The organism is Micromonospora narathiwatensis, assembly GCF_900089605.1.
Taxonomy (GTDB): domain Bacteria; phylum Actinomycetota; class Actinomycetes; order Mycobacteriales; family Micromonosporaceae; genus Micromonospora; species Micromonospora narathiwatensis.
Genome location: NZ_LT594324.1, coordinates 4,290,216 through 4,315,705 on the forward strand (window position 1 = coordinate 4,290,216; position 25,490 = coordinate 4,315,705).

The 25,490-nt window shown below is 72.6% G+C and carries 22 protein-coding genes; 2 read left to right on the forward strand and 20 right to left on the reverse strand.

What is annotated here, in order from left to right; translation table 11 throughout:
* Positions 1 to 2: 2 nt before the first annotated feature.
* The 12 genes from atpA to prmC all read right to left on the reverse strand — a co-directional run bounded on the left by atpA (position 3) and on the right by prmC (position 10,890).
* On the reverse strand, positions 3 to 1,655 hold the full coding sequence (gene atpA, locus GA0070621_RS18440; RefSeq protein WP_091197501.1) for a F0F1 ATP synthase subunit alpha: 1,653 nt from the start codon (positions 1,653 to 1,655) through the stop codon (positions 3 to 5).
* 86 nt (positions 1,656 to 1,741) lie between these two features.
* The gene (locus GA0070621_RS18445; RefSeq protein WP_091197504.1) at positions 1,742 to 2,563 is read right to left on the reverse strand and encodes a F0F1 ATP synthase subunit delta; all 822 of its coding nucleotides are present in this window, start codon (positions 2,561 to 2,563) and stop codon (positions 1,742 to 1,744) included.
* On the reverse strand, positions 2,563 to 3,093 hold the full coding sequence (locus GA0070621_RS18450) for a F0F1 ATP synthase subunit B (protein ID WP_091197506.1): 531 nt from the start codon (positions 3,091 to 3,093) through the stop codon (positions 2,563 to 2,565). The genes GA0070621_RS18445 and GA0070621_RS18450 overlap by 1 nt, the downstream gene beginning before the upstream one ends.
* Before the next feature lie 26 nt (positions 3,094 to 3,119).
* Positions 3,120 to 3,347, reverse strand: a complete 228-nt coding sequence (locus GA0070621_RS18455; protein ID WP_091197508.1) for an ATP synthase F0 subunit C — start codon at positions 3,345 to 3,347, stop codon at positions 3,120 to 3,122.
* A 68-nt stretch (positions 3,348 to 3,415) separates the two neighbouring features.
* Positions 3,416 to 4,213, reverse strand: coding sequence for a F0F1 ATP synthase subunit A (gene atpB / locus GA0070621_RS18460; RefSeq protein ID WP_091197511.1), 798 nt, complete (start codon positions 4,211 to 4,213; stop codon positions 3,416 to 3,418).
* 11 nt (positions 4,214 to 4,224) lie between these two features.
* Positions 4,225 to 4,461 (reverse strand): AtpZ/AtpI family protein, encoded by a 237-nt coding sequence (locus GA0070621_RS18465; RefSeq protein WP_091197513.1) that lies wholly within the window; start codon positions 4,459 to 4,461, stop codon positions 4,225 to 4,227.
* 193 nt (positions 4,462 to 4,654) lie between these two features.
* The gene (locus GA0070621_RS18470; RefSeq protein WP_091197514.1) at positions 4,655 to 5,086 is read right to left on the reverse strand and encodes a hypothetical protein; all 432 of its coding nucleotides are present in this window, start codon (positions 5,084 to 5,086) and stop codon (positions 4,655 to 4,657) included.
* Entirely contained in the window at positions 5,079 to 6,368 is a 1,290-nt protein-coding gene (locus tag GA0070621_RS18475) for a serine hydroxymethyltransferase (RefSeq protein ID WP_167667043.1), read from the reverse strand. The genes GA0070621_RS18470 and GA0070621_RS18475 overlap by 8 nt, the downstream gene beginning before the upstream one ends.
* A 57-nt stretch (positions 6,369 to 6,425) precedes the next feature.
* Positions 6,426 to 8,540: a transglycosylase domain-containing protein gene (locus tag GA0070621_RS18480; protein WP_091197520.1), complete on the reverse strand. Its 2,115-nt coding sequence runs from the start codon at positions 8,538 to 8,540 to the stop codon at positions 6,426 to 6,428.
* 149 nt (positions 8,541 to 8,689) lie between these two features.
* Positions 8,690 to 9,301 carry an arsenate reductase/protein-tyrosine-phosphatase family protein gene (locus tag GA0070621_RS18485; RefSeq protein ID WP_091197523.1) on the reverse strand — a complete coding sequence of 204 codons (612 nt, stop codon included), beginning with the start codon at positions 9,299 to 9,301 and terminating at the stop codon, positions 8,690 to 8,692.
* Complete coding sequence (locus GA0070621_RS18490; RefSeq protein ID WP_091197526.1) at positions 9,302 to 9,943, reverse strand: L-threonylcarbamoyladenylate synthase; 642 nt, start codon at positions 9,941 to 9,943, stop codon at positions 9,302 to 9,304.
* On the reverse strand, positions 9,943 to 10,890 hold the full coding sequence (prmC, locus tag GA0070621_RS18495) for a peptide chain release factor N(5)-glutamine methyltransferase (RefSeq protein ID WP_091197528.1): 948 nt from the start codon (positions 10,888 to 10,890) through the stop codon (positions 9,943 to 9,945). Before prmC ends, GA0070621_RS18490 begins: the two co-directional genes overlap by 1 nt.
* 73 nt (positions 10,891 to 10,963) lie before the next feature.
* Between prmC and GA0070621_RS18500 the strand changes: the two genes are divergently transcribed.
* Entirely contained in the window at positions 10,964 to 12,517 is a 1,554-nt protein-coding gene (locus GA0070621_RS18500) for a GGDEF domain-containing protein (RefSeq protein WP_091197531.1), read from the forward strand.
* 27 nt (positions 12,518 to 12,544) lie between these two features.
* Here GA0070621_RS18500 and prfA read toward each other — a convergent pair whose 3' ends face one another.
* Both prfA and rpmE read right to left on the reverse strand, forming a co-directional pair.
* Entirely contained in the window at positions 12,545 to 13,633 is a 1,089-nt protein-coding gene (prfA, locus tag GA0070621_RS18505; protein ID WP_091197534.1) for a peptide chain release factor 1, read from the reverse strand.
* Between the two features lie 131 nt (positions 13,634 to 13,764).
* A complete protein-coding gene (gene rpmE, locus GA0070621_RS30515) occupies positions 13,765 to 13,989 on the reverse strand; it encodes a 50S ribosomal protein L31 (protein WP_091197536.1) in 225 nt (74 codons plus the stop codon).
* Between the two features lie 265 nt (positions 13,990 to 14,254).
* Between rpmE and GA0070621_RS18515 the strand changes: the two genes are divergently transcribed.
* On the forward strand, positions 14,255 to 15,151 hold the full coding sequence (locus GA0070621_RS18515; RefSeq protein WP_091197538.1) for a phosphatase domain-containing protein: 897 nt from the start codon (positions 14,255 to 14,257) through the stop codon (positions 15,149 to 15,151).
* Positions 15,152 to 15,210: 59 nt separating this feature from the next.
* Here GA0070621_RS18515 and rho read toward each other — a convergent pair whose 3' ends face one another.
* From rho to thrC, 6 genes are all read right to left on the reverse strand, one after another.
* A complete protein-coding gene (gene rho / locus GA0070621_RS18520; protein WP_091197540.1) occupies positions 15,211 to 17,256 on the reverse strand; it encodes a transcription termination factor Rho in 2,046 nt (681 codons plus the stop codon).
* A gap of 295 nt (positions 17,257 to 17,551) precedes the next feature.
* Positions 17,552 to 18,490 carry a homoserine kinase gene (thrB, locus tag GA0070621_RS18525; protein ID WP_091197543.1) on the reverse strand — a complete coding sequence of 313 codons (939 nt, stop codon included), beginning with the start codon at positions 18,488 to 18,490 and terminating at the stop codon, positions 17,552 to 17,554.
* A 74-nt stretch (positions 18,491 to 18,564) separates the two neighbouring features.
* Positions 18,565 to 19,809, reverse strand: a complete 1,245-nt coding sequence (locus GA0070621_RS18530; RefSeq protein WP_091197545.1) for an MFS transporter — start codon at positions 19,807 to 19,809, stop codon at positions 18,565 to 18,567.
* Positions 19,810 to 19,830: 21 nt separating this feature from the next.
* Positions 19,831 to 20,640, reverse strand: coding sequence for a polysaccharide deacetylase family protein (locus GA0070621_RS18535; RefSeq protein ID WP_091197548.1), 810 nt, complete (start codon positions 20,638 to 20,640; stop codon positions 19,831 to 19,833).
* Between the two features lie 302 nt (positions 20,641 to 20,942).
* A complete protein-coding gene (locus GA0070621_RS18540) occupies positions 20,943 to 24,212 on the reverse strand; it encodes an efflux RND transporter permease subunit (protein ID WP_091197550.1) in 3,270 nt (1,089 codons plus the stop codon).
* A 186-nt stretch (positions 24,213 to 24,398) separates the two neighbouring features.
* The gene (gene thrC, locus GA0070621_RS18545; RefSeq protein ID WP_091197553.1) at positions 24,399 to 25,448 is read right to left on the reverse strand and encodes a threonine synthase; all 1,050 of its coding nucleotides are present in this window, start codon (positions 25,446 to 25,448) and stop codon (positions 24,399 to 24,401) included.
* Positions 25,449 to 25,490 lie beyond the last annotated feature (42 nt).

Genomic DNA, 25,490 nt, shown 5'->3' on the forward strand with positions numbered 1-25,490 from the left:
CGTCAGCTCTCAGCCGGGCGGTCGACCGCGCTGTCGCGGAAGCGGGTCACCGTCTCGCGGTTCTGCTCGCCCTCCAGCGCCTTGGCCGGGGCCTCATTGACCCGCACCTCGTCCTCCTTGCCGAGGAAGAGCTGCTTGAACTCGGCGATGGCCGAGTCGAGCGAGCCGATGATGTCGTCGTTCCACTTGTGGTCCGCGATTCCGGCCAGCACACCCTGGTGCTTGTGCCGGAGGTACTGCAGGAACTCCGACTCGAAGCGCTTGACCTCGCCGACCGGGATGTCGTCCAGCTTGCCCTCGGTGCCGGCCCAGACGGAGACGACCTGCTCCTGCACCGGGTACGGCGAGTAGTTCGGCTGCTTGAGCAGCTCGACCAGCCGGGAACCGCGCTCGAGCTGGGCACGGGAGGCCTTGTCCAGGTCGGAGGCGAAGGCGGCGAACGCCTCCAGCTCGCGGAACTGGGCCAGGTTGAGCCGGAGCGAACCGGCGACCTTCTTCATCGGCTTCACCTGCGCGGCGCCACCGACCCGGGACACCGAGGTGCCGACGTTGATGGCCGGCCGGACGCCCTGGTTGAACAGGTCGGTCTCCAGGAAGATCTGGCCGTCGGTGATGGAGATGACGTTGGTCGGGATGAACGCCGAGATGTCGTTCGCCTTGGTCTCGATGATCGGCAGACCGGTCATCGAGCCGCCGCCCAGCTCGTCGGAGAGCTTGGCGCAGCGCTCCAGCAGCCGGGAGTGCAGGTAGAAGACGTCACCCGGGTACGCCTCGCGGCCCGGCGGGCGACGCAGCAGCAGCGACACGGCCCGGTACGCCTCGGCCTGCTTGCTCAGGTCGTCGAAGACGATCAGGACGTGCTTGCCGCCGTACATCCAGTGCTGGCCGATGGACGAGCCGGTGTACGGGGCGAGGTACTTGAAGCCGGCCGGGTCGGAGGCCGGGGAGGCGACGATGGTGGTGTACTCCATCGCGCCCGCCGCCTCCAGCGTCCCCCTGATGGAGGCGATGGTGGAGGCCTTCTGGCCAATGGCGACGTAGATGCAGCGGACCTGCTTCTTCGGGTCGCCGGAGCGCCAGTTGTCCCGCTGGTTGAGGATGGTGTCCAGGGCGACCGTGGTCTTGCCGGTCTTCCGGTCACCGATGATCAGCTGACGCTGGCCGCGACCGATCGGGGTCATGGCGTCGACGGCCTTGATACCGGTCTGCAGCGGCTCGTCGACCGACTTGCGGGACATCACGTTCGGAGCCTGGAGCTCCAGCTCGCGGTAGCCCTCGTTCGGGATGTCGCCGAGGCCGTCGATCGGCTGGCCGAGCGCGTTGACCACGCGGCCGAGGAAGGCGTCGCCGACCGGGACGGAGAGCACCCGGCCGGTGCGCTTGACGCGCTGCCCCTCCTCGATACCGCCGAAGTCACCGAGGACGACGACACCGATCTCCCGGACGTCGAGGTTCAGCGCCACGCCGAGCGTGCCGTCCTCGAACTCCAGGAGCTCGTTGGTCATGGTCGAGGGCAGACCCTCGACGTGGGCGATGCCGTCGCCGGCGTCGGCGACGGTGCCGACCTCCTCACGGGAGACGTCGGCCGTGTAGGAGGAGACGTAGCGCTCAAGGGCGCCACGGATATCCTCCGTCGAGATGGTCAGCTCGGCCATCCTCTGCTTCCTTCAAGTATCAGGGGCCCGGGATACCTAGTACCGACCGGTCCGATGGCGTCGAATCAGGGCTGTGGAGGCGCTGGTCAGCGCTTCGCGAGCGCGTTGCGGGTCTCGTTGAGGCGGCGCAGGACGGTGCCGTCGTACAGGTCGGAGCCGACCCGCACGCTCACCCCACCGAGCACCTCGGGGTTGACCGTCTGCTTGACGGAAACCTCTCGACCGTACATCTCCGAGAGGCGGGCACCGAGGCGTCGCTCCTCTTCGTCACTCAGCGGGGCCGCCACGGTCACGTACGCGACCTGACGGTCCCGCCGGTCGGCGGCCAGCTCGACCAGCCGGGTGAGCGCCCCGACGAAGGAGCGCCCCCCGAAGCCGGCAAGCGCGGCCTCGACGAGGCGGACGGTGACCGGCCGGGCCTTGCCGCCGAGCAGCTCGCGGGCCAGCGTGGCCCGCCGCTCGGCCGCGGCCATCGGGTCGGAGAGCGCGTTGGACAGTTCCGCGGAGCCCGAGACGACCTGCCCGAAGCGGAACAGCTCGTCCTCGACCTCGCCCAGCTCGCCGGCCTTGTCGGCGCTCGCCAGGAGCGCCTCGACGCCCAGCCGCTCGGTGCCGTCGAGCAGTTCCGACGGCGCCGACCAGCGGCCGGAGACCAGCGAGGTGAGCAGGTCGAGCGCGTCGGCGCCGATCTTGCCGGTCAGGATTCCCGTGAGCAGCCCGCTGCGGTCGTCGCCCGAGCGGGCCGGGTCCGACAGCGCCCGGCGCAGCCGCGGCTCGCGCCGCAGCAGAGCGGCGACGGAGAGGATGTCGTCGGCGGTGGCGGCCACCGCCGACGGCTCCGCGCCGCGGACGTACGCGTCGAGGCGCTCGGCCCCGGCCTGGTACGACTCCCGGCTGGCGGCCTGCATCAGCGGGCCCCCGTGCTCTCAAGACCGCTCAGGAACCGGTCGACGGTGCCCTTGCGACGCGCCTCGTCGGCGAGCGACTCGCCGACGATCTTGCTGGCCAGGTCCACCGCGATGGTGCCGACCTCGGTGCGCAGCTCGCGCACGATGGTGGCCCGCTCGGCGGAGAGCTGCTCCTTGCCGGCCGCGATGATCCGGTCGGACTCCTCGCGCGCCTTGGCGAGGATGTCCTGACGGATGCCCTCGGCGTCGGCCCGGGCATCGTCGCGGATCTTGGCGGCGTCGGTACGCGCCTCCGCGAGCTGCGCCCGGTACTGCTCGAGCAGCTGGTTGGCCTCGGCCTGGGCGGCCTCGGCGCGCTTGATGCCGCCCTCGATCGCGTCGACCCGGGCCTGGAACGTCTGCTCCATGCGCGGGAAGACGAACTTCATCAGCACGAAGCAGAGCACGATGAAGGCGATGCCACCGACCACAATCTCCTGCCAGATCGGCAGGATGGGGTTGTGTTCAGCACCCTCGGCGAGGAAGTACATGGATGACCTCCCGATCAGAGGGGGGATTACTTAGCCCAGACGAAGCCGAACGCGACGCCGAGCAGGGCCAGCGCCTCGATGACGGCGAAGCCGATCCAGACGTACGGCAGGGTCATCCGCGACGACTCCGGCTGGCGGGCGGTCGACTGGATGTAGGCCGAGAAGACCAGGCCAACGCCGATGCCCGGGCCGATGGCGGCCAGACCGTAGCCGATGGCGGCGGTGCTGCCCGATACCGCGGCGAGAACGTCCATTGGTGTGTTCCTCCTGGTTATCACGCGTGACTGTCACGCGGGACGACAACGGTTGGTGCGAAAGTTGATCAGTGCTCTTCGGCAAGCGCGCCCTGCACGTAGCTGGCGGTCAGCACGGTGAAGACGTAGGCCTGCAGACAGATCACCAGGAACTCGAGGAAGGTCAGCGCGACGGTCATCAGCCAGGAGAGCACCGAGACCGGGGCCAGCAGCGCGGTGGCGTTGAGCATCGCGAAGCCGCCGAGCGTGAAGACCAGCAGGAGCATGTGACCGGCGAACATGTTGGCGAACAGACGGACGGCCAGCGAGAACGGCCGGACCAGGAACGTCGAGAACGCCTCGATCGGGATCAGCAGCGGCAGGATGTACCACGGCGCGGGCGGGATCAGCGAGTTCTTGAAGTACTTCGCGGCGCCGTGGTGCTTGATGCCGACGTAGTTGAACAGCACGTAGCTGATGATCGCGAGGAACGCCGGGAACGCGATGTGCGAGTTCGGCGAGATCTGGAAGAACGGGATGATCGCGAACGCGTTCGTCAGCAGGACGAAGCAGAACAACGTCGTGAAGTACGGCGCGAACCGGACGCCCTGGTGCCCGATCATGTCGACCGCGATGTTGTTGCGCACGAAGCCGTAGATCGACTCGGCGAACCACTGCTTCTTGGTCGGCACGAGCTGGGGGTTGCGGTAGCTGAGCAGGAAGAACAGGATCAGGATCCCGACCGCCAGCCAGACCATGAACGTGATCTTGGTGAACCAGTAGGAGTTGTGCGCACCCCAGGGCAGGATGCTGGGCAGGTAGAAGTCCTCCACACTGGGAGGAAAGTTTGCCGCGCCCTGTGCAAGGACGTTCGCCTGTCCGAACACCGCGTCCCTTCCTATTGAGGCGTGCCGAGCTTGCGCACGACCAGGATGATCCCCCCGGCCATGCCGAGCACGATCCCGATACCGGTGGCGATGCCATCGGTTTCGAGCCAACGGTCGACCAGCCAGCCGATGAATCCCCACACGAGCATGCCCGCGATCAGATAGCTGAGCGCGGTCCAGCCCTGACCGGCACCGGGCGGAACGTCGCCTGGGCCGTCAGCGCTGGGGGGTTTCTGGTCACCGGCCATGACGGGGCGAACGATATCAGTCGAGGAGACGCGGCTGTGCCTCACCCCCCGCACAACCTGGTTGTGTGGGACACGGGCGGGCGAAGTCTTCTGGAGGCACGCTACTCCCCTCCCGCCCCTGAGAGAATGACCGATCGCGGACACACCGGCGTGCCGTCCGAAAGATGAGACGGCACCCGGCGAAGCCGGGCGGTCAGCGCCGGGCGCGTCGGGCGTGGACGGTGGTCAGCCACCAGATGTGCACCCCGGTCCAGACCGCCACGCCCGCCGCGATGCCCAGGCAGAGCGGGATCAGCCCTGGCCAGCCGGTCGAGGCCACCAGCGCCATCACCGCCCCGAGCATGGTCATCTTGGCGACGTAGACGCCGACCCCGAAGGGCAGCACCAGCTGCGGGTCGCGGGCGTCGGCCCAGGCCAGCACGACCGTGGTGAGCGTGTAGCTCAGCGCGGTGACCGCGACCCCGAGCGCCGCGCCGAGCGCGCCGTCCGCGCCCCGGGTCGTACCGCCGACCACCGCCGCCGCCGCGGCCAGCACCACCGACGCGATCAGCAGCACCGGCAGGTGGCGCAGCCGCCAGCCACGGTCCGCGGCCGCCTCCGCCGCGCGCGTCCCGGGCTCAGCCACGGGGGTACGCCGGGAAGGCGGTGACCAGCTCGGTCACGTCGGCGGCGATCCGGGTCAGCTCGTCGGTGCCCCCGGAGGCCGCCGGATCGGTACGGACCGCCCGGGCGATCAGTGTGGCGATCGCGCGCATCTCGCCCTCCCGCATGCCCTGGGTGGTGACGCTGGGGGTGCCCACCCGCAGGCCGGAGGCGACCATCGGCTTCTCCGGGTCGTACGGGATCGCGTTCTTGTTGAGCGTGACGCGCGCGGCGTCGCAGCGCGCCTCCGCGTCCGCCCCGGTCACCCCGAGCGCGCGCAGGTCGATCAGGGCCAGGTGGGTGTCGGTGCCACCGGAGACCGGCCGCATGCCCTCGGCGGCCAGCGCTTCGGCGAGCGCCTGGGCGTTGCTGATCACCTGGGCAGCGTACGCGCGGAACTCGGGCTGGGCGGCCTCGCGCAGCGCGACCGCCTTGGCCGCGACGGCGTGCATCAGGGGGCCGCCCTGGGTGAACGGGAAGACCGCCTTGTCGATCCGGGCGGCCAGCGCCTCCCGACAGAGGATCATGCCGCCGCGCGGGCCGCGCAGCACCTTGTGGGTGGTGGCGCAGACCACGTCGGCGTACGGCACGGGGGACGGGATCGCCCCGCCGGCGACCAGCCCGATGAAGTGCGCCGCGTCCACCGTCAGGTACGCGTCGACCTCGTCGGCGATCTCCCGGAACCGGGCGAAGTCGATCAGTCGCGGGTACGCCGTCGCGCCACAGATGATCATCTTGGGCCGGTGCGCCCGGGCCAGGTCGCGTACCTCGTCGTAGTCGATCAGTTCCGTGTCGGGCCGGACCCGGTAGCCGACCGCGTGGAACCACTTGCCGGAGAAGTTCACCCGGCTGCCGTGGGTGAGGTGGCCGCCGTGCGGCAGGTCCATCGCCAGCACGGTGTCCCCCGGCTGCACCAGGGCGGCGTACGCGGCCAGGTTGGCGCTGGCGCCCGAGTGCGGCTGGAGGTTCGCGTGTTCGGCGCCGAACAGCTCCTTCGCCCGGGCGACGCCGATCTCCTCGGCCCGGTCCACCTCGGCGCAGCCGCCGTAGTACCGCCGGCCCGGGTAGCCCTCGGCGTACTTGTTTGTCAGCGTGGAGCCGAGCGCGGCCAGCACGGCCGGGGAGGTCAGGTTCTCGCTGGCGATCAGCTGCAACCCGCCGCGCAGCCGCGCCAACTCTCCCAGCACCACCCCGGCGATCTCCGGATCTACGGCGCTGAGCTGCTGGAAGTCCGGCCCCCAAAAGGCTTCCCTCGCGTTCTCCACAGCGAAGGAGTCTACGGAGCCGCGCACCGGAAGCCGTGCGATGCCTCCACACCGGCGTCAGTTGCCGGTGCGGGGGCCGCTGCGCTGGAAGGCGACGGCCTGGCTGGGCGGGACGAAGTCCCGCACCGGCTGATCGCGCAGTACGTACTCCATCAGGGTGCCCACGGCGGCGATCTGCCGGGTCTGCACGCCGCCACCGACGGCGTCCTGGGGATCGTCCGGGTTGGCGGCGATCGTGGCCACGGCGAGCTGCGGGGTGAAGGCGACCACCGTCTCCGTCGCGTTCCGGTCCGAGCTGCCGGTCTTGCCGCCCAGCGGGCGACGGAGGGTGCGCTCCAGTTCCTCGGCGGTGCCGCCGTCGCAGCGCCGGTACATCGACTGGTCGCCGACCGGGCAGCGGGACGCGTCCGCCGCCGCGCGGGCCACGTCGGTGTCGAGCACCTGCCGGCAGTCCGTCTTGCCGGCGGCGTACTTGCGGCCTGAGGAGTCGGCGATGGAGGTAACCGGGGTGGGCCGGCACCAGGTCCCCTCGGCGGCCACCGTCGCGTACGCCCCGGCCAGGTCGAGCGGGGTGGTGGCGACGACGCCGAGGGTGAACGGGCCCCAGCTCCGCGCCCCCTCGCGGGCCAGCCGGGCGTCGTCCGGCGCGCGCAGCACGATGCCCAGCCGCTCGGCCATCTCCACCACCCGGTCCGTTCCCACCTGCTGGCTCAACCAGGCGAAGTAGGTGTTCACCGAGCGGCCGAACGCGCTCCACATGGTCCGGGTGCCGTCCATCCAGTCCGGGTTGGCGTTGGACGGGCACCACCGGCCGCCGCAGCTGGCCGGACCCGAGCCGGTCGGATAGTCGCTGACGAAGACGGACGGGGCGTCGTACTCGGTGTCCAGCGGCAGCCCGGACTCCAGCCCGGCCAGCATGGTGAAGAGCTTGAAGGTCGAGCCGGCCTGGTAGCCGACGATCCCGCCGCCCCCGGCGATGAGCTGGTTGACGGTGTTCGGGTAGTTCTCCTGCCCGTCCGGGTTCGGGGCGACGCTGTAGTTGCGGTTCACCGCCATGGCCAGCACCCGGCCGGTGCCGGGCTGCACCACCGCGGTCGGGGCGGCCCGCTTGTTGGTGGCGGCGTAGATGCTCAGCACCTGCTCGTTGGTCTTGCGCTGCACGTCCGGATCGAGCGACGAGACGATCGACCAGCCGCCCCGGCGCAGCGTCCGCTGCCGCTCCTCGGGCGAGTTCCCGAAGGCGGGCTGGGCGTTCCACCACTGGGTGAACCAGTCGCAGAAGAAGCCCCAGTCGTTGTGCTCGGCCGGCACGGCGGCGCAGTCGTTCGGCGTGGAGCTGGGCTTCAGGTCCAGCTTCGTGGCCTTGGCCCGGTCGCCGTCGACGGGGTTGACCTGCGCGGTCTCCACCAGCCGGTCCAGCACGTACGCCCGGCGGGTCAGGGCCGCATCGGCGTTCCCGTTGATCGGGTCGTCGCTGTCGGGCGAGCGGACCAGCCCGGCCAGCAGGGCCGCCTGGGCCAGGGTCAGCTTCGCCGGGGTGGTCGAGAAGTAGCGCTTGCTGGCCGCGGCGATGCCGTACGCCCCGGCGCCGAAGTACGCGATGTTCAGGTAGCGACTGAGGATCTCGTCCTTGCTCAGCTCGCGTTCCAGGGCCAGCGCGTACCGCATCTCCCGGATCTTGCGACCCGCGGTGATCTCGGTCGCCTTGGCCCGCTGCTCCGCGGACAGCCGGGGATCGCTGGCCAGCGCGTTGCGCACGTACTGCATGGTCAGCGTGGAGGCGCCCTGCCGGGTGCCGCCGTCGCGCCGGTTGACGGTGAAGGCCCGCACCACCCCGCGTACGTCGACGCCGTGGTGCTGGTAGAAGCGGACGTCCTCGGCGGCCACGATGGCCTGCCGCATCACCGGCGCCACCTCGCCGACCGGCACGTCCACCCGGTCCTCGACGTAGAACGAGGTGATCAGGGTGCGGCCGTCGTTGGCGTAGAGGTTGGAGCGCTGGGCCGGCTGCGGCGCGAGCAGCGACTCCGGTAGTTGGGCGTAGGGCATCAGCCCCTTGAAGCCCAGCCCGAACACCAGCGCGGCGGGCAGTGCGGCCGCGGCCAGGGTCAGCCCGGCGAGCACGCCGGCGAGCAGGACGGTGAACAGCTTGTCGAGATGGGCCCGGTTCATCAGCTCTCCCCGCAGGAGCCGGCTGTACGAGACCCATTCAGAATGGCCGGAATCGGCGGTTAAGCGGCCATCTTCCGCAAAACACGCAGGAATTTCGCGAGGAAGGATGAAGCTGGACAGAACTCCCTACGCGCGAGCGGTCCCGGGACTCAGGACAGCAGCGCGGCAGCCAGCGGGTGCACGGTCTCCTCGATCTCGTCGGCCACCCGGGTGAAGCACTGGTCGCCCCGGCCCCACGGATCGTCGAGATCGTCGGTGGGCAGCGTGGCGGCACCCTGCCGGGCCGCGTCCACCGCGGCCACCAGGGCCACGCCCCGGGCGTACACCGCCGCCGGGGTGGCCTCGACCGGGGGCAGCCCGGACCGCTCCACCCCGCCCAGCAGCCGGCCGAACTCGCCGAGCACGAACGTGCGGGCGGCGGCGTCCGGCCGCAGCGCCACCACGTACTCCTGCTGGTCGGCGGTGGCGGTGAGGACCAGATCGGCGGCGTCGATGAGGTCGGAGCGGAGCTTGCGGGCGGCGAAGCCCGCCACCGCACCGCCGCGCGAGGTCACCTGCCGCGCGGCCGGCGGATTCATCTCCTCGCCGGCGTGCCAGCCGCCGGTGCCGGCGCTGTGGCTGTGCACCAGCTCGTCGGCGCCGGCCGGGTCGACACCGAGGCGCCGCAGCCGCTCCTCGACGGCGAGCACCAGCAGCCGCTCGGCCATCGGCGACCGGCAGATGTTGCCCATGCAGACGTGCAGGACGGTGAACGGCGGCACTCAGACCCCCTGCTCGTCGAGGATGTCCGGCACCACGTCGCGCAGCTTCACCAGCGACACGGCGCCCTGACGCAGCACCCGGGGCACGTCGCCGGTCAGGTCGACGACCGTGCTGGGCACCGGATCCACCGCCGGGCCCGCCTCCAGGTAGGCGCGGACGCCGTAGCCGAGCTGCTCGCGGGCCTCCTCGGCGGTGAGCGCGGCCGGCTGCCCGAGCTTGTTGGCCGAGGCCACCGCCATCGGGCCGGTCTCCCGCAGCACCTCCAGCGCCACCGGGTGCAGCGGCATCCGCACCGCCACCGTGCCGCTGGAGTCGCCCAGGTCCCAGGCGAGGCTCGGCGAGTGCTCCACCACGATGGTCAGCGCGCCCGGCCAGAACGCCTCGACCAGGTCGCGGGCCGCCCGGGGCAGCGAGAAGACCAGGCCGTCGAGGGTGTGCCGGGACCCGATCAACACCGGGGACGCCTGCCGGGAACCCTTGGCGTCCGCGAGGGCCTTCACCGCGTACGGGGTGAAGGCGTCGGCGCCGATGCCGTAGACCGTGTCGGTCGGCATGACGACGAGTTCCCCGTTCTTGACCGCCTCGATGGCAGCGGCGATGCCGCGGTCCCGGTCGGCGGGCGACCGACAGTCGTAGAGCATCACGAGGAGCCAGTCTGCCACGCCGGGCCGGGCTCGGCGTGGCGGCCGTCCGACCGGCGGGACGCGGTGGCGAACCGGGCCCGCCCGAGCAGGTCGCGATGCTCCTCGACCCGCTCGTACCGACCGTCGCCGGCGAGCAGCGCGGGCACCGCCGTCCCGTGGGTGTCGTCGTGCTCGACGCCGAGCACGCCGCCGGGCCGGAGCAGCTCGGCCGCCCGGGCGACCACCGGCCGGATCACGTCCAGCCCGTCCGTGCCACCGAAGACCGCCTCGTCCGGGTCGTACCCGGCCACCTCGGGCGGCACCACCACCGACCGCGGCACGTACGGCGGATTGCAGAGCAGCACGTCGACCCGGCCGACCAGGTCGGCGAGCAGCCGCGGATCCGTGACGTCGGCGACCACCACCTCGACCCGGGTGTCCCCCGCGGCGGCCCGGTCGGCGGCGTTGCGCCGCAGCCAGGCCAGCGCCGCCGGGGACCGCTCCACCGCCACCACCCGGGCCCCGGGCAGCTCCTGGGCCACCGCCAGGGCGATCGCGCCGGAGCCGGAGCACAGGTCCACCACCAGCGGGGAGCCGAGCCGGCGCCCCTGCTCGACGCCCCAGCCGGCGAGCAGCTCGGTCTCCGGACGGGGTACGAACACCCCCGGGCCGACCGCCAGCTCCAGGTGCCGGAATCCGGCCGAACCGGTGAGGTGCTGGAGGGGTTCCCGGGCCACCCGCCGAGCCACCAGCGCGTCGAGCCGGTCACGCTGCTCCGGGGTGAGGCCGTCCGCCAGCGCCAGCCGGCCGCGCGGCACGTCCAGCACGTACGCGACGAGCTGCTCGGCCTCCGCGCGGGGCGCCTCGATCCCGGCCGCCGCCAGGGCCCGGGCCGCCCGGACGACCGCCGGCGAGGGCCGCTCGCGTTCTGTCCCTTTGGACGGGTGTTGCGGGAGAGAGGTCACGACATAATCATGAAGCGTCGCGGGCCGCCGCACGAGCGGGTGCGCCCCGACCCACAATGACAGGGAGGTCCGAGTGGGCTGGCTCGACCGGGTCGACGACCAGGTTGACGCCCTCCGACGCGCCCGGGCGTTGCAGGAGGTGAGCCGCTCGGCGGAGGCCTGCACCCTCCTCGACCGTGTGATCCGCACCACCGCCGACCCGTACGCGCGGGCCGACGCGCTGGTCCAGCGCCTCTCCGCGCTGATCAACCTCGGCCGGACGGCCGAGTTCACCCGCGCCATCGAGGAGGCGTCCGCCGCCGTCCGGGACCTGGCCGAGCCGTACCTGCACGGGCACCTCAACGCCCTGGCGGCCCTGGCCGCGCACCACCAGGGGGCGCTGGACCGCTGCGTCACCCACCTGGTCAAGGCGGCCCGGGCGCTGACCGCCGACGACGACCCGGACCGGGACACCGCGTGGGGCTGGCACGACCTGGCGATGGCCTACTCGTACCTCAGCTTCCACGGGCACGCGCTCGGCGCGATCGAACGCGCCCGCCAGGTGGGCCTCACCGCCGGCATCCCGGAGGAGACGTTCGCCGCGCCCGGCATCCGGCTGCGCAACGCGGTCGCCCTCGACCACCACGGCGACAGCGACGGCTGCCTGCGGGTGCTGCGCGACGTGGCCGGCGACTTCAACCGTTTCCTCCGGCTGGGGCGGGCCAGCAGCATCCGGCCGAGCAGCCTCGCCGCGTACGGCTACGCCGCCGCCCGGCGGGCCGCGCTCGGCGACCGGGTGGAATCCGACGGCGACGCCGATCCCGCCCGGCTGCTCGGCCACGGCGGGGACAGCGCTCGCGCCCGTGACCTGCGCGAACTCGGCCAGGTCTGCCTGGCCGTCGCCGACGGCCGGCCGATCGAGGCGGTGGCCCGGCTGGACACCACCCGGGTCTCGAACGAGACGCTGGGCGCGGCCGAGCCGCCCCGGCTCCGCAGCATCGCGCTGGCCCGGGCCGGGGACCACGCCGGCGCGCACCGGGCCGACCGGCACGCGTTCCGGCTGGCGGCGCAGCGCAGCGACCGGCTGCGGGACGTGTACATCGACGGCATCGCCGCCCGGATCGACCACGAGGAGATGCGCCGTGAGGCCGCCCGGTACGAGGGCGAGGCGCTCACCGACCCGCTGACCGGGCTGCCCAACCGGCGCCGGCTGGAGCGCTACATCGGGGCGGTGGTGGCCCGGGGCGAGCGGGTGGTGATCGGCGTCTGCGACCTGGACGGCTTCAAGGCGGTGAACACCCGGCACGGCCACCACTCCGGCGACCTGGTGCTGCAACGGATCGCCGGGGTGATCAACCGGGTGATGCGCCGGGGCGACTTCGTGGCCCGCTACGGCGGTGACGAGTTCGTGGTGGTGCTGCCCGAGACGGGCATGCCCGAGGCGAACGACGTGGCCCGCCGGATCCAGGCCGCCGTACGCACCGAGGACTGGGAGACGCTGGTCCCCGGCACCCCGGTCGGGGTGAGCATCGGCTTCGCCGAGGTCGCCGGCGGCTCCGGGGTGAGCATCCGGGAGGCGCTGGGCACCGCGTTCGAACTCGCCGACCGGGAGATGCTGCGCGCCAAGGAGGGCCTCCGCGCGTCCTGACCGCGCCTTGCCGCGGCCCGGTGCGGGTCAGCGGCGGGACAGTTCCGTCTCACCGGCGAGGCGGGCGGCCCGGTCGGCCTCGGTGAGGGCAGCCAGCACGCCGTCCAGCTCACCGGCCAGGGCCAGGTCCAGGTTGTACGCCGTGTAGCCGATCCGGTGGTCGGTGATCCGGTTCTGCGGGAAGTTGTACGTGCGGATCCGCTCCGACCGGTCCACGGTGCGCACCTGCGCCTTGCGGGCGTCCGAGGCGGCGGCGTCGGCCTGCTCCTGGGCCGCGGCGAGCAGCCGGGCGCGCAGGATCCGCATGGCCTGCTCCCGGTTCTGGAGCTGCGACTTCTCGTTCTGGCAGGAGACCACGATCCCGGTGGGCACGTGGGTGATCCGGACCGCCGAGTCGGTGGTGTTGACCGACTGCCCACCGGGCCCGGACGAGCGGAACACGTCGATCCGCAGGTCGTTCGGGTCGATGGTGACGTCGACGTCCTCGGCCTCCGGCAGCACCAGCACACCGGCCGCGCTGGTGTGGATCCGGCCCTGCGACTCGGTGACCGGGACGCGCTGCACCCGGTGCACGCCGCCCTCCCACTTGAGCCGGGACCAGACCCCGTTGCCGCCCTCCGGCACGCCCTTGGTCTTGATCGCCAGGGAGACGTCCTTGACCCCGCCGAGGTCGGAGTCCTGCGAGTCGATCACCTCGGTGACCCAGCCGTGCCGCTCGGCGTACCGGGTGTACATCCGGAGCAGGTCACCGGCGAAGAGCGCGGACTCCTCGCCGCCCTCGCCCGCCTTGATCTCGACGATGACGTCCTTGGCGTCGTGCGGGTCGCGCGGGATCAGCAGTTCCGCGAGCCTCTCCTCCAGCGCCGGCAGGGACGCGGCGATCGTCTCCGCCTCGCCGGCGAAGGCCGGATCCTCGGCGGCCAGTTCGCGGGCGGCGGCCAGGTCGGCCCGGGCCTGCTCCAGCTCGCCGGCGGCCTTGTGCAGTGGGACCAGTTCCGCGTAGCGCCGGCCGACCCGGCGCGCGGTGCCCTGGTCGGCGTGGATGGCCGGGTCGGCCAGCCGCTTCTCCAGCTCGGCGTACTCGTCGAGGAGGGCGGTCAGGCGCTCACTGCTCATGCTGCTGATGCTCCTTCGGCGACGGCGGGGACCGGGCGGTGGGCGGGAACAACCACGCGGGAAACAAACGGGCGGAAACGGACGAACGCCCGCGCCCGGCGCGAAGCCGGACACGGGCGTCGTCGGAGCAGCTACTTGGCCTTCTTGGCCTGAACCTTGGCGTACTTCTGCTGGAACTTCGCGACCCGACCGGCGGTGTCGAGGACGCGCTGCTTGCCGGTGTAGAACGGGTGGCAGGCGCTGCAGGTCTCGACGCTGATCTGACCGCCCTTGGCGGTGCTGCGGGTGGTGAAGGAGTTACCGCAGGAGCAGCGGACCTCGGTGGTCACGTACTCCGGGTGGATGTTGGGCTTCATGTCGCCTCGGTCCTTTCGTCGGTGGTCGCCGGGTCGCCGTCGGGTGCCCCGTCGTCCGCGACGGGCTCGGGCGTGAACCGGAACCGGTGGCCGATTGACCAGTGTGCCATGGGCGTACGCCGGCCCGGCGAGCGGGCCGCACAGCGGGTCCGGCAGGCGCAACGCACGGCCCTCCTCGCGCATTCCCACCGGGTGTGCGGGCATTCCCCCCGCGTACGGTGAGCCCCGGCGCGGACCGGGACCGGACGGAACGGGGGTGAGTGGGATGTTCCGCCTGATCGCGACCCGTGGGCTGCCCGCCTCCGGCAAGACCACCTTCGCCCGTCGCCTCCAGCCCGGCGTGGTCCGGGTCAACCGGGACGACCTGCGCCGGATGATGCACGGCGAGCGGCTCTTCACCCAGTGGGCCGAGGGGCAGGTCACCCGGGTCCAACGGGCGCAGGTGACGGCGCTGCTGGCGGCCCGGGTGAGCGTCTGCGTGGACGACACCAACCTGCGCTCTCGCACCCTGCGCGACTGGGCGGAACTGGCCGAGCGGTTCGGCGCCGCGTTCGAGGTGCACGACTTCACCGACGTGCCGCTGGAGGAGTGCCTGCGCCGGGACGCCGCGCGGTCGGAGGTGGACCGGGTCGGCGAGGCCGCGATCCGCCGGCTGCACGAGCGTTACCTGGCCAACCGCCCGCTGCCGCTGCCGATCCCGACCGTACGCACCGGCGGCCCGGCCCGGGTCCACGAGGCGCGGACCGAGCGGCCGGACATCGTGCTGGTCGACATCGACGGGACGGTCGCGCTGAACGTGTCCCGCAGCCCGTACGACATGACCCGGGTCGGGGAGGACATGCCGAACGAGGCGGTGATCGCGGCGGTCCGGGCGATGCACGCGGCCGGACACGGGGTGGTCTTCTGCTCGGGGCGGGACGCCTCGGCCCGGGCCGACACGGTGGCCTGGCTGGACCGGCACGTCAAGGTGCCGTACCTGGCGCTGCACCTGCGGGCGATCGGCGACCACCGCAAGGACGCCGTGGTCAAGCAGGAGATCTACGAACGGGAGATCCGGGACCGGTACCGGGTGGTCGGCGTCTTCGACGACCGGCAGCAGGTGGTCCGGATGTGGCGCTCGCTCGGCCTGACCGTCTTCCAGGTCGCCGAAGGCGACTTCTGACGTGCGACGAGGGGCACGACCCGAAGGCCGCGCCCCTCGTCTTGTCGCCTCCTACCGGGTCACTCGCCCGGCGTGGACTTCGCGATCTGCATCAGGAACTCGATGTTGGTGCGGGACTGCTTGAGCCGGTCCAGCAGGAGGTCGAGCGCCGCCTGCGAGTCCAGCGAGTGCAGCACCTTCCGGAGCTTGTGGACGATGGCCAACTCCTCCGGCGCGAGCAGGACCTCCTCCTTGCGCGTACCGGAGGGGTTGATGTCGATCGCCGGGAAGACCCGCTTGTCGGCGATCTTCCGGTCCAGCTTCAGCTCGGCGTTGCCGGTGCCCTTGAACTCCTCGAAGATGACCGTGTCCGCCATGGACCCGGTCTCCACCAGCGCGGTGGCGAGGATGGTCAGCGAGCCGCCGTTCTCGATGTTCCGCGCCGCGCCCAGGAAGCGCTTCGGCGGGTAGAGCGCGGTGGAGTCGATACCACCCGACATGATCCGGCCGCTGGCCGGCGCCGCCAGGTTGTACGACCGACCGAGCCGGGTCACCGAGTCGAGCAGCACGACCACGTCATGCCCCAGCTCGACCAGACGCTTCGCCCGCTCGATCGCCAACTCCGCCACCGTGGTGTGGTCCTGCGGCGGACGGTCGAACGTGGCCGCGATGACCTCGCCCTTCACCGACCGCTGCATGTCGGTGACCTCTTCCGGCCGCTCGTCGACCAGCACCACCATCAGGTGGCACTCCGGATTGTTACGGGTGATCGCGTTCGCGATCGCCTGCAACACCATCGTCTTACCCGCCTTCGGCGGCGAGACGATCAACGCCCGCTGACCCTTGCCGATCGGCATCACCAGATCGATGACCCGGGTGGTCAGGATGTGCGGCTCGGTCTCCAGCCGCAGCCGCTCCTGCGGGTACAGCGGGGTGAGCTTGTAGAACTCCGGCCGACGCCGCGCCTCCTCCGGCTCCATCCCGTTGATGGTGTCCAGCCGGACCAGCGGGTTGTACTTGTCGCGCCGCTGCTCGCCCTCGCGGGCAGCCCGTACGGCACCGGTGATCGCGTCGCCGCGGCGCAGGCCGTACTTCTTGATCTGGGACATCGAGACGTACACGTCGTTCGGGCCGGCCAGGTAGCCGGTGGTCCGGACGAAGGCGTAGTTGTCGAGCACGTCGATGATGCCGGCGACCGGGACGAGCACGTCGTCCTCGCCGACCTGCGGCTCGCGGCCGCCGCCCTCGCCCTCGGCCCGCTCGCCACGGCCACGCCGGCGGTCCCGGAACCGGCTGCGCCGGCCGCGCCGGCCGCCGCCCTCGCCGTCGTCGTCCGCGTCGTGGTCACGCTCGGCGCGCTGACCACGGTCGTTGCGCTCGTTGCGCTCCGCCCGCTCACCGCGCTCGGCCCGCTCACCGCGCTCGGTCCGCTCACCGCGCTCGGTCCGCTCACCGCGCTCGTTGCGCTCGGCCCGCTCGGCACGCTCGCCGCGCTCTGCACGGTCGCCGCGCTCTGCACGGTCGCCGCGCTCGGCCCGCTCGCCCCGCTCGGCCCGCTCGCCCCGCTCGGCCCGCTCGCCCCGCTCGGCCCGCTCGCCGCGCTCGGCACGGTCGCCGCGCTCGGCCCGCTCCCGGGTCCGGCTCTCGCCGCGCTCGGCCCGCTCGCCGGTCTCGGCGGCGGCCTCCTCGGTGCGCGCCTCGGCCGGCCGGGCCTCGGTCGCCGCAGTCGCCGCGGCGGCCCGGCCACGCCGGCTGCGGGTACGCCCCTCGGTCGGCTCGGCGACCGGTGCCGGCTCGGCCGGCCGGCGCTCGGTCTCGGCCCGCTCCTCGCGTACCTCGGCGTGCACCTCTTCCCGGGCGGGCGCGGCCGCCGCCGCGACCTCGGCACGTGGTCGAGGGGTCCCGGCGGCGGCGCCGCCCTGCCGCTCGGCGATCGCGCTGATCAGCTCGCCCTTACGCATGCGAGCCGTGCCAGAGATGCCGAGCGACGCGGCCAGGCTCTGGAGCTCCGGCAGCAGCATCGCCGACAGGCCGGTACCGCTGCGCCGACGACGCGTGGGGGCGGCGGCGGTGGCATCGCCAGCGACGTTGGAAACATCCGACGTCACGTCGGTGGTGTCGCTCAATGGATTCCTTCCCTCGATAGGCCGGGACTGCCCGGAGTCGAAACCAGGTGGCCGGGCGGCCTCGGTGCACCCGCCTCGCATGGACGCGTCGCGGGAGTCTGTGACACAGCAGCCGGTCGGTTTCCCGACTCACCAACATCGGTGAGCAGGTCTCGCCGTCTGCGGCGACCTGTGGAAACTGCGGTGCGGCGTGGGCCTTTGGCAGGGGTGACGGGCTGACCGCCGAGAGCTTCGGGGGTGCGCCGCCCCGCAGGAAGATCGCATGCTTCGCGGCTGTGCTGAGTCTAGAGCGTAATCAACTCTTCCGACCTGCGGCAACAGGGTCCCGCTCGGCGTGTCCAAGTCTACCCCGGGCAACCCGGGCGCCGCTGACATCTATCGGTAACTCCCAGCACTGCCAATCTGTTCCCGCGGCAAATCCCGCGGGGACCTCGGTCAACGCCAGCACGGTGGGCCCCGCCCCACTGACCACAGCCGCCACACCGGCCGCACGCAGCGCACCCACCAGGACGGCCGTGCCCGGCATCCCCTCGGCCCGGTAGTCCTGGTGCAGCCGGTCGACGGTGGCCGGCAGCAGCAGCGCCGGATCGGCGGTCAACGCGTGCACCAGCAGCGCCGCCCGACCGGCGGTCAGCGCCGCGTCGCCGTGCGGCACGGCGGCGGGCAGGGCGGCCCGGGCGGCGGCGGTCAGGCCCCGCTCGCCGGGCACGAAGACGGTGGGGCGCACGCCCTCCGCGACGGCCAGCGAGACCGCCCGGGCCCCGGCCTGCTCCGTCCAGGCGACCGTGAACCCGCCGAGCAGGCAGGGGGCGACATTGTCCGGGTGACCCTCGATCTCGGCGGCCAGCCGGAGCGCGGCGTCGTCGGCCAGCCGGGCCGCGCCGTCATCGACCAACGCACGGGCCAGCAGCACCCCGGCGACGATCGCCGCCGAGGACGAGCCGAGGCCCCGCGCCTGCGGAATCCGGTTGACGCACGTCAGCGACAGCCCGGACGGCTGCGCGCCGAGCACGTCGAAGGCGGCGCGCATGGATGTCACCACGAGGTGCCGGTCGTCCGCCGGCAGCTCCCCGGCGCCCTCACCGGTCACCGTCACCCGTACGCCTCCGGTGGTCACCTCGGCCGCCACGTCGTCGTACAGCCCCAGGGCCAATCCGAGCGCGTCGAAACCCGGGCCCAGGTTCGCGCTGGTCGCGGGCACCCGCACCCGCACCGGGCCGGAGGCGAAATTCATCGGCACCGGCTCATGCTAGGACCCGGCACCGACAGCGCGCCGGTCCGCCCGGTGCGTGGGAACGGCGGGGCCGGTCAGGGCGTACGGGTGGGCTCCGGCTCCGCCGCCGGCTCGGTGAGCGAGAGCCGTCGGGTGGCGAGCCGCCAGCCCAGCGCGTAGACCACCGTGACCAGGCCGCAGCCGGCCAGCACCGTCCGCTCGCTCACCTGGTCCACCACCAGCGCCACCACCAACTGGCTGGCCGAGATGGCCAGCGTCGCCAGCATCATGTCGGTGGCGAACACCCGGCCCCGCAGCCGGTCCGGCACCTCGCCCTGGAGGGCGTAGTTGGACAGCACCCAGTTGCTGCCGCCGCCGAGGTGGGCCAGGAGGACCAGCACCAGCACCAGCGGGAACCAGCCGACCAACGACGCCCCGACGTAGGCCACGCCGTAGAGGGACATGGACAGGGCCAGGCCGCTGAGCAGCCAGGCCCGGTTGGTAAGCACCCGCCGCATCAGGATCGGCCCGACCAGGGCACCCGCGCCCCGGAAGGCGAAGAGCAGGCCGGTGCCGACCGAGCCGACCCCGTACACCGCGGCGAGCAGCGGGAAGACGGTGAGCACACCGTTGCCGAGGCCGACCGCCGACTTCACGGTGACCAGCGCCAGCACCCGCGGCCGGTGCGCGATGTAGCGCAGCGCCTCGTGGATCGCCGGCCAGGTGCGCGGGTGCGCCAGCCCCGGGTCGCGGGGCGCCTGCAACGGCCGGCGGATCCGGGTGGCCACGCCGGCGGCCACGGCCAGGCCGCCCGCCGCCACCCAGAAGCTGACGTACGGGCCGGCGGCGGCGCTGAGCATGCCGCCGAGCGACGCGCCGACGACGGTCATCGTGCCCCAGGCCGAGCCGGCGACGGCGTTGCCCGCGGCCAGGTCCGCCGGATCGAGCACGTTGGGCAGGGCGGCCTGGGCCGCCGGCGAGTAGAACGCCTTCGCCACCGCCACGGCCGCGATGGCGACCAGGGCGAGCCACGCCGTGCCGGCGCTCCGCACCCCGAGCAACAGCAGGACGCCGGCCAGCGCGGCCAGGTTCGCCGCGATCATGACCTTCCGCCGGTCGAACCGGTCCGCGACGGTCCCGGTGTACGGCAGCAGCAGCGCCGTCGTGCCGGTGTCCACGGCGAGGACCAGCGCGCCCCACACCCCGCTGCCGGTCAGCTCCGGCAGGAGCACCAGCAGCGGCACCATGACGAACCAGTCCGAGCCGAACACCACCAGCTCGGCGAAGAAGAGATTGCGGAAATCGCGGTTGCGGACGACGACCGAGACAGTGGGTGACACGCCGGAACCCTATCGGGCCGGTCACCCGACGGCGGCGCGGCGGAGCAGTTCGGAGACGGTCACGAAGGTGTAGCCGCGGTCCCGCAGCCCATTGATCATGTCCGGCAGGCCGCGGAGCGCGACGAGGCGTTGCTCGGTGCCGACGTCGTGGCCGAGCAGGACGGTGCCGGGCTGGACGTCGGCGACGATCCGCCGGGCGTGGCCGACCGGATCGCGCGGGAACTCGCCCTCGACCATCTGCAGGGTCCAGAGCACCAGTCGGTAGTCGAGTTGGGCCGCGGCGTGCAGCACCGCACCACCCAGGTGCCCCCACGGCGGGCGGAGCAGGCGGGGTGCCACGCCGGTGGCCGCGGTGATCGCGTCGTGGCTGCGCCGCAGGTCGTCGTACGCGGTGTGGGCGTCCATCCGGGCCAGGTCGTGGTGCGCCCAGCTGTGGTTGCCCACCTCGTGCCGGCCCAGCCGGCCGCGGACGAGCGCGGCGTTCTCCCGCGCCCGGAGGCCGACCATGAAGAAGGTGGCCGGTACGTCGTACCGCTCCAGGGTGTCCAGCACCATCGGGGTCCACTGTGGCAGCGGACCGTCGTCGAAGGTGAGCGCGAGCAGGCGTTCGGTGGTGTGTACGCCCCAGACGGCCTCGATCATGCCGGCGCCCACGTCCTGGTAACGGCTGCCCAGGGTGGCGCTGGCCGGCCCGCCGGCGATCGGGAGCCGACGGTCGGTGATCCAGGTGGTCTGCGCGGTGCCGGCGGCGCCCAGCGCGACGCCCCCGGCCAGCAGGGCGGCCCGGCGCAGCACCGTCCGCCGGTTCCACCGCCTCATGCCGTCCGCCATGGCCCCGCTCCCACGCCGCCCGGCCACCCCGCGAACGGGGTGCCCCGACACCCGTAACAGGTGCCGACCCGCTCACGGTACCGCTCCAAGCCAACACGAACGGTCTCCTCGCGCCCCCGCCCCGCCGCCGGCGCACCCTCCCCCGCCGACGCTCCGGCCCTGCCGGCTCCTGCGGCAATGCCCGCCGCAACGGAAAGAGTGGCCACCCGAACGGGATGACCACTCCTTCCGGGCACCTGCGGCGCGAAGCCGGGCACCTGTTGCCTGATGCCGGGCGACGCGGGCCGCCCGGCGGGGCCGGCTCAGTCGGTGGGCGGCAGCGGAGACTGGCGGCTCTTCGGCAGGCGCAGCACCTCGAACTGGTCCGTACCGTCGAGGAGCGCGCCCGACGGGGTCGGCCGGACCGACGGCACGGCGGGAGGCACGGCGACCTCGGCCGGAGATTCGCCGCCGCCGACGGTCACCGGGACCGGGGTCAGGACCGGGGCCGGGGTCGCGGGTGCCACCGGTTCCGGCGTGCCCCGGCGCTCGCGCAGCGCGTCCTTGGCGCGCTCCACCATCGTGTAGAGGGTCGGCACCAGGATCAGCGTCAGCAGCGTCGAGCTGATCAGACCGCCGATCACCACGATCGCCAGGGGCCGGGAGATGAAGCCGCCCTCACCGGTGAGCCCGAACGCCATCGGCAGCAGGGCGAACACGGTGGCGACCGCGGTCATCAGGATCGGCCGCAGCCGCCGCCGGCCGCCCTCGACCACCGCGTCGGTGACGCTCATCCCCTGCGCCCGGTACTGGTTGATCAGGTCGAGCAGCACGATCGCGTTCGTCACCACGATGCCGACCAGCATGAGCACGCCGATCAGCGCCGGCACGCCCAGCGGCGTCCCGGTGGCCAGCAGCAGCACGATCGCGCCGGTGGCCGCGAACGGGACGGAGACCAGCAGGATCAGCGCCTGGGTCAGGCTGCGGAACGTGGCGACCATGATCAGGAAGACGATCGCGATCGCGGCCAGCACGGCCAGCAGCAGGTCGGCGAAGGCGTCCTGCTGGTCGGCGCTGACGCCGCCGACGGTGACCGTCGCGCCCGGCACATCCAGCGCGTCCAGCCGCTTCTGCAGCTCCTTGGTGGTCGCGCCGAGGTTGGAGCCGGTGACCGTACCGGTGACCGAGACGCTGCGCTCGCCGTCGATCCGGGTCACCTGCTGCGGGCCATCGACCTGGTTGACGTCGGCGATGTCGTCCAGCTTGACCGGGCCCACCGGCATCGCCCGTAGCTCGTCCACGCTCAGCGGGGGACGGGCCCCGGTGCTGAGCACCACGTTCTGCGGGGTGCCGTCCAGGGTGACCTGCCCCAGCGGGGCACCCCGGTACGCCTGCGCGACGAGCTGCCCGACGGCCGCCTCGGTGAGCCCGGCCCGGGCCGCGGCGACCCGGTCCACGGTCACCTCGACCCGGGGCACGCGGGTGGCGAGGCTGGTGGCGACGTCCTCGACGCCCGGCGTATCGGCCACCGCGCCCCGGACGGCCTCGGCGGCCCGGTTCAGCGTGTCCTGGTCGGCCGCCTGCACGACCACTTCGAGCTGGTTGCCGGAGCCGCCGTTCTGCCCGGCGCCGAAGCTCAGCTCGCCCACCTCGGGGCCGAGGGCGTCGAACTCCGTACGCAGGCTCCGCCGGACCGTCGCGGCGTCGGTGTCCTTGGCGAGCGCGACCGAGAAGGAGGCGGTGTTGCCGGCGCCGACGCCCGCCCACGGCGTGTTGCCGCCGCCGGCCGTGACCTGGTAGGTCTTCACCCCCGGGGTACGCCGGAGCACCTCCTCGACCCGGGCGGCGGCGTGGTCGGTGCCGGCCAGCCCGGTGCCCGCCGGCAGCTCCTGGCGGATGCTCAGGGTGTCCCGGCCGGAGTCGTCCAGGAAGTTGGTCTCCAGCTTCTGGGCCAGGCCGAACGTGCCGACCAGCACCAGCAGGCCCAGCCCCACGGTGGCCCAGCGGGTGCCCCGGGAGCGGGTGGCGAAACCGATCGCCGGCAGGTACGCCCGCTGCAACCGGCTGCGCAGCTCCTTCTCCTCGGCGGCGCGCCGGACGCCGGCCTGGTCCGCGGCGGTGCCGCCGGGCGGCTTCAGGAACCAGTACGCGAGCACCGGGATCACGGTCAGCGACACCAGCAGCGAGGCGAGCAGGGCCACCGTCACGGTGATCGCGAACGGCGCGAAGAGCTGCCCGACGAAGCCACCCACCAGCGCGATCGGCGCGAAGACGGCGACCGTGGTGAGCGTCGAGGCGGTGACCGCGCCGGCCACCTCGCGGACCGCGCCGAGGATGGCGTCCCGCTTCGGCTCGCCGTACTCCAGGTGCCGCTTGATGTTCTCCAGCACCACGATGGAGTCGTCGACGACCCGGCCGACGGCGATGGTCAGCGCGCCGAGGGTGAGCAGGTTGAGCGAGTGGCCCTCGGCCCAGAGCACGATCAGCGCGACCAGCACCGAGAGTGGGATGGAGACCGCGGTGACCACGGTGGAGCGGATCGAGAGCAGGAAGACCAGGATCACCACGACCGCCATCAGCAGACCGAGCAGCCCCTCGGTGGTGAGGCTCTCGATGGACCGCTCGACGAACGGGGCCTGGTCGAAGACCACGGTAAGGTCGGCGCCGGCGCTGGCCTTCAGGTCGTCGAGACGGTCCCGGATGTCGTGGGAGATGCGAACCGCGTTGCCGTCCGGGGTGGCGGTGACCGCGATGCCCAGGCTGGGCTTGCCGTTGGTCCGGGTGAACCCGGTGGCCGGGGCGAGCTGCTGCTCCACCTGGGCCACGTCGCCGAGGCGTACCGGCGCGGCGGGGGCGGTGGTGAGCACGATGCCGCGCAGCTCGTCCATGTCCCGGATCGGGGTGCCGACCTGCACCGGGAGCGACCGGTCGCCGTCGGCCACCGCGCCGGCCGGCACCGCGACGCCGTTGGTCCTGAGCGCCTGGCCGATCGCCGTGGGGGCCAGCCGGGCCGCGGCCAGCTTCGCCGGGTCGGGGGTGATCAGCACGACCTGGTCGCGGGTGCCGGTCACCGCGACCGTGCGGACCCCGTCCAGGCCCTCCAGCTCGGGTACGACGGTGCGGCGCAGCTTCTCCGCCAGGGCCTGCTCGTCGTCGCCGCCGGTCGCGGCGACCACCACGACGGGCAGGTCGTCGGTGCTACCGGCGATGACCTGCGGGTCCACCCCCTCGGGGAGCTGCCCGCCGATGCGGTTCAGCGCGGTCTGCATCTTGTTGACCACGTCGTCCAGATTTGTGCCGAACGCGTAGCTCACCTGGACGGTGGTGGCGCCCTCACGAGAGGTGGAGGTGACCTTCTCCAGCCCCGGAATGCCCTGGAGGCTGTTCTCGATGGGCTCGGTGACCTGGGACTCGACGATCTCCGGCGCGGCGCCCGGGTAGGTCGCCACGATGAACGCGGCGGGAAACTCCAGCGACGGCAGGAGCTGCTGCTTCAGCGACGGCACGGCGTACGCCCCGAACGCCGTGGTCACCAGCGCGATGAGGAGGACCAGTCCCCGGTTGGCAAGGCTGAATCTGGCGAGCAGCGACATCGGCGTGGCTCACTCCTGGAAGGGGGTGGGATTGGTCCACAAAGTCTGCCCCACGCGCTCCGCCCACCCCGCACCCACCCACCCCCTGACCACCACCTGGTTGATCAAGAATTTTCGGTCCGGAAACGGCGTGACCGGGACGCGAACCTGTTGATCAACTCAGCAGGCCGAGGAGGGGGAGGAACCTCAGGCGAGGTCGAGGGAGCGGGCGGCGGCCAGGGGGTCGTTGGCGATGGTCACCGGGGCGGGGGCGGTGGAGATGGCCCACTCCGGGTCCTTGAGGCCGTGGCCGGTGACCGTGCAGACCACCGTCGACCCAGCCGGCACCCGACCGGCGGCGGCCTGCTGGAGCAGACCGGCCACGCTGGCCGCGCTGCCCAGCTCGACGAACACACCCACCTCGCGGGCCAGCAGCCGGTACGCCGACAGGATCTCCCGGTCGGAGACCGCCGAGATCAGGCCGTCCGAGGCGTCCCGGGCGTCGACGGCCTTGGTCCAGCTCGCCGGGTTGCCGATCCGGATCGCGGTGGCGATGGTCGACGGCTCCGACACCACCTGGCCGGTGACGATGGGGGCCGCGCCGGCCGCCTGGAAGCCGTACATCCGCGGGGCCTTCGTGGCGTTGCCGGCCGACAGGTCCTCGCAGTAGCCCATCCAGTAGGCGGAGATGTTGCCGGCGTTGCCGACCGGCAGGCAGTGGATTTCGGGGGCGTCGCCGAGCGCCTCGACGATCTCGAAGGCGGCGGTCTTCTGGCCGTGCAGCCGGTCGATGTTGACCGAGTTGACCAGGGCGACCGGGTAGTCCTGGGCGAGCTTGCCGGCCAGCCCCAGGCAGTCGTCGAAGTTGCCCTGCACCTGGAGCAGCTTGGCCCCGTGCACCAGCGCCTGGGCCAGCTTGCCCAGCGCGATCTTGCCCTGCGGCACCAGCACCGCGCAGGTGATCCCGGCCCGTGCCGCGTACGCGGCGGCGGAGGCGCTGGTGTTGCCGGTGGAGGCACAGATGATCGCCTTGTTACCGGCCTCGACGGCGGTGGAGACGGCGACCGTCATGCCCCGGTCCTTGAAGGAGCCGGTGGGGTTGGCCCCCTCCACCTTCAGCCAGACGTCGGCGCCGATCCGGGCGGAGAGCACCGGCGCCGGCAGCAGCGGCGTGTTCCCCTCGTGCAGGGTGACGACCGGGGTGGCGTCGGTGACCGGCAGCCGGTCCCGGTACGTCTCGATCAGACCCCGCCACATGTCGCTCTCCTCGCCTCGACCGCCCCGGTGGTGTCGGGGCTC